The organism is Streptomyces venezuelae, assembly GCF_008642375.1.
GTDB classification, from domain to species: Bacteria; Actinomycetota; Actinomycetes; order Streptomycetales; family Streptomycetaceae; genus Streptomyces; species Streptomyces venezuelae_G.
The window spans coordinates 7,301,920-7,316,683 of sequence record NZ_CP029194.1; the positions used below are offsets into that span (position 1 = coordinate 7,301,920).

The window sequence follows — 14,764 nt, forward strand, 5'->3', positions numbered from 1 at the left end:
GCGCTATAAGTGCAAGCGCTGGCAATCCGTGCGCTCGGGATGGTGGTGGCTGCAGGTGAGTCCGGCCCAGGTGTGATGCCGGCTGCTCGGTCGTGCTGCGGGCAGAGGGGGAAGGTCGTCGTCGGCATCGCCTCTGCGCGGGCTTCGGCGGCGCCGTCGGTGATCGCTCGGTGCGTGGCGAGGTTCCGTGCGTCGTCGGCGTTTCGTATGTCTGCCTTCTGGCACTCTGTTCGCGCATGGGGGTATGTCATGCGAACAGTCGATAAGGGGTATTCGTGAATGCGGAGAACCGAAGCCGGACGGTGAGGGCCGCCGTCGGCGTCTCGGCCGTGGCGCTTCTGCTGCTGACGGGGTGTGAGGTGCCCGGTGTCCACCGGCCGGCCCGCCCCGCCACGGGCGGTCCGTTCACGTTCTACGTGAGCCGCGACGGTGACGACAGGAACGACGGAATGTCGCCGGCGGCGGCGTGGCGGACCCTCGACCACGCGAACACCGTGCGGTTCCGGCCGGGCGACCGTCTCCGGCTCAAGGGCGGCGAGCGGTTCGCCGGCAGCATCACCCTGGACGAGGACGAGGCGGGCAGCGCCACGAAGCCGGTCGTGATCGAGTCGTACGGCGCCGGGCGCGCGACGATCGCCCCGCGCGGGACGTCGGGCATCACCGTGCGCGACACCGCCGGCGTGGAGGTGAGGGACATCGCCCTCGTCGGCGACCGGAAGTCACGGCGCGAGGGCGTCGGCATCGCGCTGCGCAACCGTCTGCCGGACACCCGTCGGCTCAGCCACGTCAGGATCACGAACGTGGAGGCGAGCGGATTCCAGAACGGGATCAGCGTCGGCGCCGAGGGTGAGGCGCGCGCCGGCTTCGGCGACGTACGGATCGTCAACGTCTCCGTGCACGACAACCTCGAGACCGGGCTCGTCGTCTACGGACCCGCGTTCCAGGCCGCGCACCCCGCGTACGCGCACTCCGGACTCCGGATCGAAGGCGTCAAAGCGTACGCCAACACCGGCGATCCGGAGAGCGACCAGCGCAACACCGGCAGCGGCATCTCGCTCGGCAGCGTGCTGGACGCGAAGGTGGTGGGCTCGGTGGCCCACGGCAACGGCACGAGGTCCGCCACCGACGCCGAGGAGGGCCCCGAGGGCATCTGGGTCTACGACTCCTCCCGCGTCGTCCTGGAGCACAACAAGTCGTACCGCAACCGCACCGGATCACGCGTCGACGGCGGCGGGTTCGGCCTCGACAACAACGTGTCCTACTCCGTCATGCAGTACAACCTCGCCTATGGCAACGACGGTCCCGGCTTCCTCGTCTACTCGGGTCAGCCGACCGGCGCCCACCACGACAACGTCGTCCGCTTCAACATGAGCTGGGACGACGCCAGGAAGCTGCCCGAGTACGGCGGTATCGTCGCCTACGGCACCCGCATGAAGAACCTGGACATCCACCACAACACGGTCGTGATGCGCACCGAGGGCCTCCCCTCCGCGGTGGCCGCGGGCACCCGGCCCCCGGCCCTGCGGCTGCGCGACGGCATGGCCGGTGTGCGCGTCGCCAACAACGTCTTCGCGACCGACGGCGGCCCCCTGATCGACACCCAGTCGGCGTACGGCCAGAGCACCGTCAGGCTCGCAGGCAACGACTACTACAGCACTGGCGATTGGGCCCTGGAGTGGGGCGTGCACCGCTACACGTCCCTGGACGGCTGGCGTGTCGCGTCCGGCCAGGAGACGCTGGACGGCGGTCCGACCGGCCTCAGCGACGACCCGTGTCTGAGCGGCCTGACCGCGCCGGTCACGGACGGCGCCGCCGGTCCGGAGAACCTGGCGCCCCGCTGCGAGGGCCTGGTGCCCCTCGGCGTGGATCCGCGGGCCCTCGGCATCGACCCGGGTCCCGTCGACTACTTCGGCCGCCCGGTTCCGCAGACTCCGGCGGTCGGGGCCGTCCAGCCCGGCGCCACCGACTGAGCCGGCCCCGGTACCGTGCGGCGCTGCCCGGCCGGCCGAGACCGGTCCGGGCAGCGCGCCGCTGGTCACCACCGGCTCACTACGTCCCGCTGACAGAGCTGACGCCGCCCACCGGTCTGACGGGAAGCGCGGGGGACGGCACTCCGGATGCCTGCGAACCGGACGCAGCCGGGGACGCGATGAGAGTGCGCAGGGCCTCCACTGCCCGGTCGCCGGCCGGCCGCGGCTCCTCCGGCGGCGGTGCCGGACGGCCCAGCGCCTTCACGGTCCAGCCGGCCGCGCGCCACGCGTCGTGCGGGAGCGCGTCGCGCCCGTCGATCAGCAGCGGGGTACGAACCACGCGGGCCAGCTTGACCGGATCCAGCTCGCGGTACTCGCTCCACTCGGTGAGGTGCAGCACGAGCTCGGCACCCTGGCACGCCGTCAGCAGATCTGCTCCGCAGTCCAGTTCGGGGTGGGCGAGCACGGCCTTCGCCGCGCCCTCGGGGTCGTGGACCCGGACCCGCGCGCCCTGCCGGTGCAGCTCCGCCGCGACGGCCAGCGCCGGCGAGTCCCGTACGTCGTCGCTGTTCGGCTTGAACGTGGCGCCCAGCACCGTGACCCGCCGGCCCGTGAGGTCGCCGCCGAGCAGCCGCCGGGCGAGCGCGACGGTCCGGCTCCGCTGCCGCTGGTTGATCTCGTCGACCTGGCCGAGGAACGCCACCGCGGGCCCGACGCCGAGCTCCTGGGCGCGGACGGTGAACGCCCGGATGTCCTTGGGCAGACAGCCGCCGCCGAAGCCGATCCCCGCGTTCAGGAACTGCCGGCCGATCCGGGTGTCGTGGCCGATCGCGTCGGCGAGGGTGGCGACGTCCGCGCCGGTCGCGTCGCAGATCTCGGCCATCGCGTTGATGAAGGAGATCTTCGTGGCCAGGAAGGAGTTGGCCGCGGCCTTGACCAGCTCCGCCGTGTTCGGGTCGGTGACGAGGTACGGGACGCCCGCCGCCAGCATCGGGGCGTACACGCGGCGCAGCGCCTCGTCCGCCGCCTCGCCGGTCACACCGGTGACGATCCGGTCCGGCCGCAGCGTGTCGTCGACGGCGAAGCCCTCGCGTAGGAACTCCGGGTTCCAGGCGAGCTCCACGCGCGTGCCCGGTGGCGCGAGCCGCGCGACGCGGGCGGCCAGCCGGGCGGTCGTGCCCACGGGGACCGTGGACTTGCCGACGAGCAGACAGGGTGCGGACAGGTTCGGGGCAAGTCCGTCGACGACGGCGTCCACGTACCGCAGGTCGGCGGCCTGGGAGCCGGCCTGCTGCGGGGTGCCGACGCAGATGAAGTGGACCTCGCCGTGCGCCGCCGCCTCCCGCAGATCGGTGGTGAAGCGCAGCCGGCCGGAGTCGAGCGCCCGGGTCAGGACGTCCTCGAATCCCGGCTCGTAGAAGGGGGGCCGGCCTTCGGCGAGGCCGGCCACCTTCTCGGGGTCGATGTCCACACCGAGGACGTCGTGTCCGATCTCGGCCATGCAAGCGGCGTGCACGGCTCCCAGATATCCCGTACCGATGACGGTCAACCGCATGCGTTGTGCTCCTGTCTACGCGGGGGAGGGGAAGGTGGGAGTGGGGGGGGAGGCTCAGGGGGCGTAGCCGTACGGGTTCTGCTGCTGGAAGCGCCAGGCGTCGCGGCACATCGCGGCCAGGTCGTGGCGGGCCCTCCAGCCCCAGGCCGCGGCGACCTTCGACGGATCGGCGACGAGTTCCGCGACGTCGCCGGGGCGGCGCCCGGTGACGCGGTACGGGATCGGGCGGCCGGACACCTCCTGGAAGGTGCGCACGAGGTCCAGGACCGACGCACCGCGTCCGGTGCCGAGGTTGAGGATCAGCATGCCGGGCTGGTCGTCGATGCGGTCGAGCGCCGCGCGGTGCCCCTCGGCGACGTCCACGACATGGATGTAGTCGCGGATGCCGGTGCCGTCTGGCGTCGGGTAGTCGTCGCCGAAGACGCTCAGCTCCTCGCGACGGCCCACGGCGATCTGGGTGAGGTACGGCATGATGTTGCCGGGCACGCCGTGCGGGTCCTCGCCGAGCAGCCCGGTGGGGTGGGCGCCGGCCGGGTTGAAGTAGCGCAGGGCCAGTACCCGCAGCTCGGGCACATGCTGGCAGACGTCCGCCAGGATCCGCTCGCAGGTCCATTTGCTGGTGGCGTACGGGTTCGTCGGCGCGGCCGGGGACGCCTCGGTCAGCGGGACGGTCGTCGTGTCGCCGTAGACCGAGCAGGACGACGAGAACACCAGCCGGTGCACCCCGTGGTCGTGCATGGCCGAGATCAGGGCCGTGGTGCCGCCGACGTTGATGTCGTAGTACGTGAGCGGGATCTGCACCGACTCGCCGACGGCCTTCTTCGCGGCGAAGTGGATCACCGCGTCGATCGGGTGGGCGGTGAAGACGGCGTCCAGGGCCCGGCGGTCACGTACGTCCCCGACATGGGCCGCCGTGATCGGACGGCCCGCGATCTTGGCGACGCGTTCGAGGGCCTCGGGGGAGCTGTTGGAGTGGTCGTCGAGGACGACGACCTCGTGGCCGGACGCGAGCAGCTCGACGCAGGTGTGGCTGCCGATGAAGCCGGCGCCGCCGGTGACAAGGACCGTACGGGGCACGGGGAACTCTCATTTCTCGGCCGGACGCGCGGGCCGGCCGGGTCGTCACCAGGCGTAGTAGCCGGTGAGATAGGTGGGGAAGACGTACACGGCGAGCGCCAGGGGAACGGCGCACACCAGGCCGCAGCAGAGCGGCAGCGCGGCCGTGCGCAGGGCTCGGAACACGGAGACACCGGTGGCGCGCGCGGTCTCCTTGACGTGCAGTACGCCGATCGCGAGCGTCACGGCGGCGTACGAGACGGCGCCGAGCAGACAGAGGAAGACATAGCCCACGGCGGGCCCGGTGAACTGGCCGACGAGCGCCGAGCCCGACAGGACCGTGGTGATCAGCAGGTACGGGGCGACGGTGCGCAGCGGGAGCGGCTCCAGGCCGTCGCGCTTCTTGGGGGTGACCTTGAAGGTGATCTGACGGGGCCGCAGCTTCTGCAGCACCGCGGCGAGCACGCCCCAGGCCACGTATGGCCAGCGGGACAGGCCGAACAGCCAGATCTCCCAGCTGAGGACGGCGGAGTCCCGGGGGCGCAGCAGCCCGCGGCGGCGGCAGAGCAGTGTCAGCAGGATCAGCCAGACGGACATGCTCCAGAAGTGCGCCAGGAACTGCCCGTAGTTGACGTTGATCCAGGGCATGCCGGTGATCGCGGCGATCGGCGGCAGCGCGATGCCCACGACGGTGGCCGCGGCGAGCAGCGGGTAGAACATCAGCGCCGTGGCGAAGCGCACGCGCAGCTTGAGCGGCATCCGGCCGAGGTGGCGGGGCAGCATCCCCAGGAGCATCACCGCGAGGCTGCGGGACCACTGGAACTCCTGCGTGATCATCGCGCCGAAGGTGAGCGGTCCTTCGCCGTGCGCCTCCGCGTCGATCGCGAACGCGCCGTGCCAGCCGGCCGAGTTGAGCAGGAACGTGGTCGAGAAGTCCTCGGCGAGCTCAGGTCCGAGGCCGCCGATGTCCCGCAGGGCCTGGGTGCGGACGGCGTAGTGGGAGCCGATGCACACGGGCGCCAGGCCGGCCGAGTGGCCCAGCTGCACGGGCCCGTGGAACATGGCCTCGCGCTGCAGCCGGCCGCGGGCCGCCCAGGACTCGGCGGCGTTGGAGTCGCACACGCTGGGAGCCGCGACGTAACCGATGGCCGGGTCGGCGAAGGGGCGCACGACCTCGGCGAGGTACCGGGGGCCGGGCACGTGGTCGCAGTCGAGCTGGGCGACCACGTCGTAGTGGGCGTATCCCCAGTGGTCGTAGAAGAAGGCGAGGTTGCCCTCCTTGCAGCGCGTGCGCCGTGGCCACTCGGCCCGGTGGTAGTCGGCGCGGCCGCGCCGGCAGGAGACGTGGACGCCGCGGTCCTCGCACCAGTCGAGGATCTCTTCGGTCGGGTCCTCGTCGCACAGCCACACGTCGTAGCCGTACGGGAAGTCCTGGGCGAGCATCGCCTCCAGGGTGGTGCGGGCGATGTCCCAGCTCTCGGAAGGGGCGCGGGTGACCACGAACGCGGTGTGGAGCGCCGGCACGCCGACGGCCGGATCGAAGCGGCGCATCCGGATCAGCGCGACGAGGAAGTGCACCGGCAGGTAGGTGAGATAGAGCAGCAGGGCGCTGTTGACGACGAGACCTGGCCAGCCGATGCGGTGCGAGGGCTCGAGCCACCAGGCCCAGAACCAGACCAGGCAGGCCACCCAGCCGAGGGACAGCAGGACGACGAGGAAGCGGTCGACGCGCGAGAAGGCGCGTACGAAGCTCGACGGGAGCGTGTCGAGCCGGCGCGGCGGCCCGGCGAGGACCGGGCCGTCCGGGCCGATGGAGGCCACGGATCCGCCGGACAGGGTACGGATCTCCGCGCCCAGCGCCTCCCATTCCTCCGGGGAGCCGGGTACGGGGGAGCGGAGTGGGGGATCCTGGACGGTCCCGGTGGCGAGGGGGGGACCTTGCTCCAGCGACGTCATGACAGCGAGTTCTCCAGGCGGTGCGTGAGCGGGCCGTGGGACACGGAGGAGGCGGGGGAGCCGGGGAAGGAGCCGCCGGCGGAAAGGCGGGAGGCCCCTGGACGGTGCGGCGGGGAGGCGCGGGCGTCGCGCAGATCAGCCGCCCGAGCCGGGCGGACCGGCCGTCGTGGGCGTCGCACCGGCGGTCTCGGCGGCCGGGCCGGGGATCGTCTGCGCCGTGGCGGAGCCGGTCACCGCGGTCAGCGGCACCGTCTCGTCCTGGCCGCCGCGGATCGCCGCGGCCGAGGCGCCGAGCCGGTCCGGCCGGGCGGCGAAGTACGCGACGGTCCTGCGCAGGCCCTCGGTGATGTCGATCTCCGGCTGCCAGCCCAGTACCTCCTGGGCCCGGGTGATCACCGGGCGGCGGCGGACCGGATCGTCGACCGGTAGCGGGTGGTGCCTCACCTCAGAGGGCGACCCGGTCATGGCCAGGACCGCCTCGGCGAGCTCGGTGACGGTCCGTTCGACCGGGTTGCCCAGGTTGAACGGGCCCATCTCGGAGGAGTCGAGGAGCGCCAGGAGACCGCGGACCAGGTCGTCGACGTAGCAGAAGCTGCGGGTCTGCTTGCCGTCGCCGTAGATCGTCAGGGGCTCACCGGTGAGGGCCTGGGTGATGAAGCTGGACACCACCCGCCCGTCGTGCGGGCGCATCCGCGGCCCGTAGGTGTTGAAGATGCGCGCGATGCCGACGTTGAGGCCGTGGGTACGGCGGTACGCCGCGGAGACCGCCTCGGCGTATCGTTTCGCCTCGTCATAGACGCTGCGCGGGCCGATGGAATTCACATTGCCCCAGTACGCCTCCTCCTGCGGATGGACCAGCGGATCGCCGTAGATCTCGCTGGTCGACGCGAGGACGAAACGCGCGTTGTGGCGCAGGGCGAGGCGCAGGGCGTTCTCCGTGCCGCGGCTGCCGACCCTGAGGGTCTCCAGCGGCCGGCGCAGATAGTCGGGCGGCGAGGCGGGGGACGCGAGATGGGCCACGGCGTCGACGCGGCCGGCGCATTCCGCCGACACGCTCACGTCGGCGTGCTGGAAGGCGAAGCCCGGGTGGGAGAGGAGCGGGGCGATGTTCTCGGGATCGCCCGTCGAGAAGTCGTCCAGGCACACCACCGAGTCACCGCGCCGCAAGAGCGCTTCGCAGAGATGTGACCCAAGGAAACCACCGCCACCGGTCACGGCCACGCGCATGTGTTTCTCCAGGGATGAGAAGCGGAAAGGCGTCACGCCCCACTGGCGCGACGGCCGGAGAAATGCTGATCGGGCGAGCTGATAAGCGCAGCATTCTCCGGAAAAGTAAGCAAAAGCGTATGGCCGTACTTACTTGTTGTTTCGGAGGCGATTCCGGTGGTTCGGCTGTTCGGCCGATCCCTTCGGTGGCCGCCTCCCCGGGAAGTTCCCCAGTTCCCGGGCCGCCGCTGCCGTGCGGCCTGCGGGTCACCGTCACGCGCACGTGTGAGTGCGGGCTGCGCGCGCCCGGAGGACGGCCGCGCGCGGACGTCGGCTCACTCCCGTACGTACAACTGCACCAGGCCGCTCTTCAGCTGCGTGCTGCGGGCGAGTTCGAATCCCTTGCGCAGGGCGATGATCTTCGGGTCCTCGTCGAACCACTGTTCGCTCCAGGCGCTCGGCCAGGCCACCACCCAGACCCGCCGTTCCGCGCCGATGCGCGCACCGATCCGGGTCGCGTCGAACTCCTGGCCGTAGAACGTGCCCGACGAGGCCGCGTCCGCCTTGAGGGCGATGTCGCGGCGGCCGGCGAACTCCCGGTCGTAGGTGAGGAAGATGTGCCGCTGGTACGAGGGGACGAACAGCACCGCGTCGTTCGGGCGCGTCTGCGCGGCCACGTACGCGGCGAGCTCCCGGAGGTCGTCGATGCGGCCGTCCTTGCCGCGCTGCTGCTCCTGGAACGGGAGCTGGCACCAGAACGCGGCCGCGACCGCCACGACGCCGGCCGCCGTCACCACCGGCCGCCAGGGCGCGGAGCGCAGCGCGCCCAGGAGGCGTTCCGACCCCGCGGCGACCAGCAGCGGGAATCCGGCGAACGCGAACAGCAGGTAGCGGTCGACGAACAGCGGCTTCACGAGCGAGACCGCGAACAGCACCGCCACCGGCAGGACGACGAGCGGCAGCGCCACCGCGGTCAGGCCGACACGGCCGCTGCGCCGCAGAGGCGACAGCACGGCGAGGGCGGCGAGCAGCGCCGCGACCGTCAGCACCCGGACGTCCGGGCCGGCGAACTGCAGGGCGAGCAGCCTCAGTTCCTCCACTCCCGGCTCCTGGATCCACGAGGTCTGACCGCCCTGGCGGGAGGAGACCAGGGCGAGCGGCACCAGCGGCACGCCCGCCGCGCCCGCGGCCGCCGCCCACCGCCGCCAGACCCCGGGACGGGACCCGGCCGCCAGCACCGTGGCCCCATGGGCGACCAGCATCAGCACGGCGAACTCGTGCAGCAGGGCCGTGCCGGCGACGGCGGCCGCGTACCCGGCCCAGCGTCCGGCCGAGTCGTGCTCGATGGCGCTCACCAGGCACCGGGTGGCGAGCGCGGCACCGGCGGCCACGAGGGCGTACGAGCGGCCCTCCTGTGCGTAGAAGGAGGTGAACGGGGTGGCCGCGTACAACAGCCCGGCCCACAGGCCCACCCGGGGGCGGGCGAGCCGGCAGCCGATCGCGGCGACCAGTCCTGCGGAGCATGCCGCGCCGAGCACCGACGGGAGCCGCAGCATCACCTCGTCGGCCCGGACGGCGAGGACGGCGTGCATCAGGAGGTAGTAGAGGCCGTGGACGGCGTCGAGCTCGCCGAGGAGACGCCAGATGTCCGGTACCGAGCGCCGGGCGATCTGGAACGTCGCGGACTCGTCGCGCCACATCGTGCCGCGGTTCAGGCCCCACAGCGCGATGCCGAGCATGACGGCGGCGGGCGTGAGGACCGCGCCCGCGGTGGCGAGGCGGCTCGGCGGGACGGCGGGCGGAGGTGTGCGGTCACCGTCCGGGACGTACCGGGGCGGGGCGCTGCTGACGGGTGAGTTCGCCGTGTGCATGCTCGGACCCTAGGCGTTTCAGACGCATTTGCCCCAGTTCAATCCTGTTGGGGGAACACTCTGTCACCTCAACGGAGCTGGAGCGGGACGCGGTGTCGCCGCTGACGCCCGTGCCATGCGCAGGCCTCAACCGCGGCGGCTGCCGGCGGCGGTGCCATCGCTTCCAGGTCCGAGGGCATCGGAGACACCGCGGGGAGCCGGAGAACACCCGCGCTCCGGCCTCAGGCGATGACCGAGCCCCTTGACAGGAGCTGCACGACGGCCAGCCCCGCAACCGCGATCGCCGCCCGGAACGGCCATCGGCTGCCCTCACGCCACCTCGGGACGGTACCCGTCACCGCGGCGCATCCCGCTGCCGTCGCACACGCCCAGCCCGGTGCTCCCGCCGTCCCGGGCGGGCACACGGTGACGATCACGACCGCGGTGAGCATCGTGACCAGAGCGAGCCGGCGACAGGCCACGGGACCGAGGCGCTGCGGCAGTCCACGCACGCCCGTCGCGAGATCGTCCGCGATGTCCGGCAGTGCGTTCACCCAGTGGGCGCCGACACCGAGCAGGGCGCTCGTGACCACGGCCCACCAGGCGGGCCAGGCGTGCGTCGGCGGGCCGAGCGTCACGAAGGCGGGCAGGGACGCGAACCCGACGGCGTACGGCACGGGCGAGATCGGGGTTCTCTTCAGGACCAGGTTGTACGCCCACCCGCCGGCGATCACGCCCGTGAGGTGGACGGCCGCGGCGGCCGGGCCGCTGAGCAAGGAGAGCGGGACGCAGGCGGCGAGCGCCACCAAGGCGGCCACGGCGGCCGTCCGTGGGCGCAGAGCCCCGGTCGCGACCGGTTTGTCGCGGCGGCCGCTGGCCGTGTCCCGGCCCGCGTCCACCGCGTCGTTGCACCACCCGATCGAGAGCTGACCGGCGAGCACCGCCGCTCCGACCGCCACGGCGCCCCCCGGTCCGCGCCCCGACGTGGCGGCCAGAGCGGTGACGAACGCCGTCACCGCGAGTGTCGGCTCCGGGTGGCACGAGTGGAGCAGCGTCGAGAGCCGGTGTGTCGCTCGCACCGGAAGACCAGGGAGGTATAGAGACACGGGAGCAAGGTAATCGCGCCGTCGGTCGTGAGGAGACATCCCGGAATGCGTGTCCCCACAGCCGACCGGCTCGCCCCCGTCACGCCCTCGGCCGCGCCCGCCGGCGGCCCCATCGGCGAGCGGGCCGATCCGGACGGATGGAAGAGCGTCGTCGCCGCCGTCCGTACGGCCCTGCCGGAGCATCGGTACACCCAGGACGAGCTCACCGAGCTGATCGGCGACCTCTGCCTCGCCCCGGGAGCGGACCGCACGGTGCTGCGCCGGCTGCACGGGGCCGCCGGGGTGCGGACTCGTCATCTCGCTCTGCCGCTCGACCGGTACGCGGCTCTGGGGGACTTCGGTGAGACGAACGCGGCATGGATGGCCGCCGGTCTGGAACTCGGCGAACGGGCTCTGACGTGTGCGCTCGAAGCCGCCGTGCTGTCGCCCTCGGAGGTGGATCTTCTGGTGTGCACCTCCATCACCGGCATCGCCGCGCCGTCGCTCGACGCCCGGCTCGCCTCGCGCATGGGCATGCGGCCGGATGTGAAGCGGATCCCCGTGTTCGGGCTCGGCTGCGTGGCGGGAGCGGCCGGTCTTGCCCGGCTCCACGACTACCTGCGCGGCCATCAGGGCGAGGTGGCCGTGCTGCTCAGCGTGGAGCTGTGCTCACTCACCCTGCAGCAGCGCGACGACTCACCGGCCAACCTCGTCGCCGGTGCCCTGTTCGGCGACGGTGCGGCGGCGGTCGTCGTGCATGCCGCGCGGGCCGACGACCACCGGTCCGGCCGGCCGGCGGTGGTGGCCACCCGCAGTCTCCTCTACCCGGACACCGAGCACCTGCTGGGCTGGACGATCGGTGCCGGAGGGTTCCGGCCGGTGGTGGACGCCGCCATCCCCGATGTCGTGGGGGCCCGGATCGGTCCGGACCTCCGGGACTTCCTGGCCGCCCAGGGACTGGCTCCGGACGACATCGGGAGCTGGATCTGCCACCCCGGGGGACCGCGGATCCTCACAGCGGTGGCACACGCCCTGGACCTTCCCGACGGTGCACTCGACTCGGCCCACCGGGCCCTGGCGGTGTCGGGGAACATGTCCTCCGCCTCGGTACTGCGGATCCTGGAGGACGTCACCACCAACACCCCTCCGCCACCGGGCTCATGGGGCCTGATGATGGCGATGGGTCCCGGTTTCTGTGTCGAGTTCGTCCTCCTGCGCTGGTGAGGAATCACGGATCATGCTCTGGTACACGCTCCTCCTGGCGGGCGTCGCGGCGGAACGCCTCGTCGAACTCGTCGTGGCACGACGCAACGCGGCCTGGACCCTGGCCCGTCTCGGGGTCGAGTACGGCCGCGGCCACTACCCGGTCATGGTGGCCCTGCACACGGCCCTGCTCGCGAGCTGTCTGACCGAGGCCTGGCTGGCCCACCGACCGTTCCTGCCCGTACTCGGCTGGACCATGCTGGCCGTCGTCGTCCTGGCCCAGGCGCTGCGCTGGTGGTGTGTCACGACCCTGGGCCCGTACTGGAACACGCGGGTCATCGTGGTCCCCGGCGCCCGTCTCGTGCGCGCCGGACCGTACCGCTTCGCGCGCCACCCCAACTACGTCGCGGTCGTGGCGGAGATCGTGGCGCTTCCCCTGGTGCACTCCGCGTGGCTGACCGCGACCGTCTTCACCGTGGCCAACGCGGCGCTGCTCACCGTCCGCGTCCGGTGTGAGAACTCCGCCCTGGCGCGGGTGAGCGTGGCGTGAGCCGCACCCACGATCTGCTGATCGCGGGCGGCGGCCCCGCGGGGCTGGCCACCGCGCTGTATGCCGTGCGGGCAGGGTTGGACGTCGTCCTGGCAGAGCCGCGAGCCCTGCCCGTCGACAAGGCCTGCGGAGAGGGGCTGATGCCCGGGGCGGTCAGGGAACTGGGCGCGCTGGGACTGGACGTGCCCGGACGGCCGATCCTCGGCATCCGCTACCGGCAGGGCCCGCACCACGCCCAGGCGGAGTTCCGGCACAGCCCCGGCCTCGGAGTGCGTCGCACCGTGCTGCACGCCGCCCTGCACGCGGCCGTCCTCGCCGCCCGAGTGCCCGTCCTGCCGGTACGCGTACGGGACGTGCGTCAGGATGCCGCGGGCGTCTTCGACGGCGCCACGGGTGTGCGCGCCAGGTGGCTCGTCGCCGCGGACGGACTGCACTCGCCGGTGCGACGTTCGCTGGGGCTCGGCATGCCCGGCAAAGGCGTCCCGCGTTACGGGCTCCGCCGGCATTACGCCGTGGCGCCGCCCTCCTCGTACGTCGAGGTCCACTGGGGTCCCCACGGCGAGGCGTACGTGACGCCGCTCGGGCCACAGCTCCTGGGCGTCGCGCTCCTGACCTCACGGCGTGCCCCCTTCGACGAACAGCTGGCCGGCTTCCCCGAACTGGCGGCCACTCTGCCCCGGCAGGCCGCGATCGGCGCCGTGCGTGGTGCGGGTCCCCTCCGCCAGAAGGTCCGCACGCGCGTCCACGGGCGGGTCCTGCTGGTGGGCGATGCCGCCGGCTACATCGACGCGCTGACGGGCGAGGGCATCTCTCTGGCTCTCACCGGCGCCAGGGTCCTGGTAGATCGGCTGCGTCGCGGATCAGCCGGCTCGTACGAGGCCGCCTGGCAGCGTGCGACCCTCCAGCACCGGCTCCTGACCGACTGCCTGGTGCGAGCTCGGCAACGGCCCCGGCTGGCGGACAAGATCGTGCCGACCGCGGCCCGGCTTCCCCGCGTCTTCACCCTCGCGGTGAACGCCCTCGCCTGAGCGTCTTCCCTGCCGTGAAGCCGTCGAGGCCGGCCACGGTCAGCTCGTCGGGTGCGGGGGCAGGGGGCTGCGGAGCGCGGATCGCCCCGCCGACCACGCGGTGCGAACGTGGGCGCCGAATTTGTTCTCGAGCAGGACGGTGGCCGCGCACCCGAAGGCGATGTCCGGCTCCAGGGCGGGTTCGTCGGCGAGGAGCCCGCCGATGACCTCGCGCCGTACGACCTGTTCGTGGACGGCATCGGCCTCGACGTGCTCGGCGTAGAAGTGCTCGGCGGCCGGCCCCGCGCCGCAGCGGCGCATGGCCTCGGCGAGCCTTCGCGAGCCGGGCGGGGAGGTGACCTCGACACAGGCGAAGTGGCCGACCAGCGCTCCGCGCAGGGCCCGGTGCAGTCCGAAGAGGGACATGAGATTGACGGTGGCGAGCAGCGGGGCGGGGGCGTGATCCAGGTAGTGGCCGTAGGCCGGGTCCAGGTCGAGGTCGGTCATGAGGTCCGCGAAGAGCTGCGCGTGAATGCGTGCGGGGTGCCCGGCGCCGAACTCGTCGTACTCGACGGCCACCATCGCGGCCTTGGCCCGGCCGGTCAGACGCGGGATGACCCAGGCGTGCGGGTCCGCCTCCTTGAGGTGGTAGAGGGAGCGCAGGGCGGTGTACTCGCGCAACTGCCACAGCTCGCCCTCGGTTTCCAGGTAGTGGCTGGCGCTGTCGGCCGGATTCGCCTGTTCGACAAGCAGCGGGGCGAAGGCCTCCTCGACGGACCGGGGCGCATCGGGGAGCGCGGTGCGCAGCGCACGGAGGAACAGGTTCTCCGAATCCCGCCGCAGACGGAGCAGGTCCGGGTCCCATTCGCGGTCGTCGTCGACGCCCTCGAAGCCCCGGTAGTGGAGCTCGTACAGCAGGTACAGCGCGAGCTGGAGGTCCTCTCCCCAGGGGTCCGCTCTTCGGAGGCTGGCCTCGGTGTACGCAGGTGGCCGGCCGGTGCGAAGGGCCCTCTCGACGGCGCCGGACAGGTCACCCCGCGCTGCGACGAGGTGGGGTCCGGATTCCGTGACACTCGTGCTGGAGGGGGTCATGCGAGGCTCCTGTCCTCGGATGGTGCCACACGCTCCCGGCGGCGGTGGCTGGTGTCGCACCAGGGATACGCACGGCTACGGCCGCACGTGCACAGCGCGACCATGAACCGATCGGATCGGGCGAGGGTCCCGTCGTCCAGCACCAACTCCACCGGGCCCTCGACCAGGATCGGGCCCTGCGGATCGATGACCACCCGGCGTGCGGGGCACGAGGTGCCCGCCGGCGTCACTCCG

12 protein-coding genes are annotated in these 14,764 nt (G+C 72.4%); 4 read left to right on the forward strand and 8 right to left on the reverse strand.

Annotated elements, in window-relative coordinates; translation table 11 throughout:
• Nucleotides 1–275 precede the first annotated feature (275 nt).
• The gene (locus DEJ46_RS33420; RefSeq protein ID WP_223835300.1) at nucleotides 276–1,970 is read left to right on the forward strand and encodes a right-handed parallel beta-helix repeat-containing protein; all 1,695 of its coding nucleotides are present in this window, start codon (nucleotides 276–278) and stop codon (nucleotides 1,968–1,970) included.
• 79 nt (nucleotides 1,971–2,049) lie between these two features.
• Here the strand turns inward: DEJ46_RS33420 and DEJ46_RS33425 are convergent, their stop codons facing one another.
• The 6 genes from DEJ46_RS33425 to DEJ46_RS33450 form a co-directional block, all read right to left on the reverse strand.
• A complete protein-coding gene (locus DEJ46_RS33425) occupies nucleotides 2,050–3,525 on the reverse strand; it encodes a UDP-glucose dehydrogenase family protein (RefSeq protein ID WP_190623021.1) in 1,476 nt (491 codons plus the stop codon).
• 54 nt (nucleotides 3,526–3,579) lie between these two features.
• Nucleotides 3,580–4,602 (reverse strand): UDP-glucose 4-epimerase GalE, encoded by a 1,023-nt coding sequence (gene galE / locus DEJ46_RS33430; protein WP_150272358.1) that lies wholly within the window; start codon nucleotides 4,600–4,602, stop codon nucleotides 3,580–3,582.
• 45 nt (nucleotides 4,603–4,647) lie between these two features.
• Nucleotides 4,648–6,537, reverse strand: coding sequence for a glycosyltransferase (locus tag DEJ46_RS33435; RefSeq protein ID WP_150272360.1), 1,890 nt, complete (start codon nucleotides 6,535–6,537; stop codon nucleotides 4,648–4,650).
• Nucleotides 6,538–6,672: 135 nt separating this feature from the next.
• The gene (locus DEJ46_RS33440) at nucleotides 6,673–7,764 is read right to left on the reverse strand and encodes a UDP-glucuronic acid decarboxylase family protein (protein ID WP_150272362.1); all 1,092 of its coding nucleotides are present in this window, start codon (nucleotides 7,762–7,764) and stop codon (nucleotides 6,673–6,675) included.
• 314 nt (nucleotides 7,765–8,078) lie between these two features.
• A complete protein-coding gene (locus DEJ46_RS33445) occupies nucleotides 8,079–9,614 on the reverse strand; it encodes a glycosyltransferase family 39 protein (protein ID WP_150272364.1) in 1,536 nt (511 codons plus the stop codon).
• 221 nt (nucleotides 9,615–9,835) lie between these two features.
• Nucleotides 9,836–10,738 (reverse strand): UbiA family prenyltransferase, encoded by a 903-nt coding sequence (locus DEJ46_RS33450; protein WP_150272366.1) that lies wholly within the window; start codon nucleotides 10,736–10,738, stop codon nucleotides 9,836–9,838.
• A gap of 6 nt (nucleotides 10,739–10,744) precedes the next feature.
• On the opposite strand from DEJ46_RS33450, the gene DEJ46_RS33455 reads away from it, so the two are divergent.
• Genes DEJ46_RS33455 through DEJ46_RS33465 form a run of 3 tightly spaced genes read left to right on the forward strand, consistent with a single transcriptional unit; the run spans nucleotide 10,745 to nucleotide 13,459 of the window.
• Nucleotides 10,745–11,902: a type III polyketide synthase gene (locus tag DEJ46_RS33455; protein ID WP_150272368.1), complete on the forward strand. Its 1,158-nt coding sequence runs from the start codon at nucleotides 10,745–10,747 to the stop codon at nucleotides 11,900–11,902.
• 13 nt (nucleotides 11,903–11,915) lie between these two features.
• Entirely contained in the window at nucleotides 11,916–12,431 is a 516-nt protein-coding gene (locus DEJ46_RS33460; protein ID WP_141298327.1) for an isoprenylcysteine carboxyl methyltransferase family protein, read from the forward strand.
• On the forward strand, nucleotides 12,428–13,459 hold the full coding sequence (locus tag DEJ46_RS33465) for an NAD(P)/FAD-dependent oxidoreductase (RefSeq protein ID WP_150272370.1): 1,032 nt from the start codon (nucleotides 12,428–12,430) through the stop codon (nucleotides 13,457–13,459). Before DEJ46_RS33460 ends, DEJ46_RS33465 begins: the two co-directional genes overlap by 4 nt.
• 39 nt (nucleotides 13,460–13,498) lie before the next feature.
• On the opposite strand, the gene DEJ46_RS33470 is transcribed toward DEJ46_RS33465, so the two are convergent.
• Together DEJ46_RS33470 and DEJ46_RS33475 are read right to left on the reverse strand one after the other, a co-directional pair.
• Nucleotides 13,499–14,530: an iron-containing redox enzyme family protein gene (locus DEJ46_RS33470; RefSeq protein WP_150272371.1), complete on the reverse strand. Its 1,032-nt coding sequence runs from the start codon at nucleotides 14,528–14,530 to the stop codon at nucleotides 13,499–13,501.
• Entirely contained in the window at nucleotides 14,527–14,760 is a 234-nt protein-coding gene (locus tag DEJ46_RS33475; RefSeq protein WP_411757840.1) for a CDGSH iron-sulfur domain-containing protein, read from the reverse strand. Before DEJ46_RS33475 ends, DEJ46_RS33470 begins: the two co-directional genes overlap by 4 nt.
• Between the last annotated feature and the right edge of the window lie 4 nt (nucleotides 14,761–14,764).

What these genes read in the sequence shown, in the direction of transcription:
- DEJ46_RS33425 (WP_190623021.1), bottom strand. Translation starts at nt 3,525, where the DNA reads ATGCGGTTGACCGTCATCGGTACGGGATATCTGGGAGCCGTGCACGCC.
- DEJ46_RS33435 (WP_150272360.1), bottom strand. Translation starts at nt 6,537, where the DNA reads ATGACGTCGCTGGAGCAAGGTCCCCCCCTCGCCACCGGGACCGTCCAG.
- DEJ46_RS33440 (WP_150272362.1), bottom strand. Translation starts at nt 7,764, where the DNA reads ATGCGCGTGGCCGTGACCGGTGGCGGTGGTTTCCTTGGGTCACATCTC.
- DEJ46_RS33445 (WP_150272364.1), bottom strand. Translation starts at nt 9,614, where the DNA reads ATGCACACGGCGAACTCACCCGTCAGCAGCGCCCCGCCCCGGTACGTC.
- DEJ46_RS33450 (WP_150272366.1), bottom strand. Translation starts at nt 10,738, where the DNA reads ATGTCTCCTCACGACCGACGGCGCGATTACCTTGCTCCCGTGTCTCTA.
- DEJ46_RS33455 (WP_150272368.1), top strand. Translation starts at nt 10,745, where the DNA reads ATGCGTGTCCCCACAGCCGACCGGCTCGCCCCCGTCACGCCCTCGGCC.
- DEJ46_RS33460 (WP_141298327.1), top strand. Translation starts at nt 11,916, where the DNA reads ATGCTCTGGTACACGCTCCTCCTGGCGGGCGTCGCGGCGGAACGCCTC.
- DEJ46_RS33470 (WP_150272371.1), bottom strand. Translation starts at nt 14,530, where the DNA reads ATGACCCCCTCCAGCACGAGTGTCACGGAATCCGGACCCCACCTCGTC.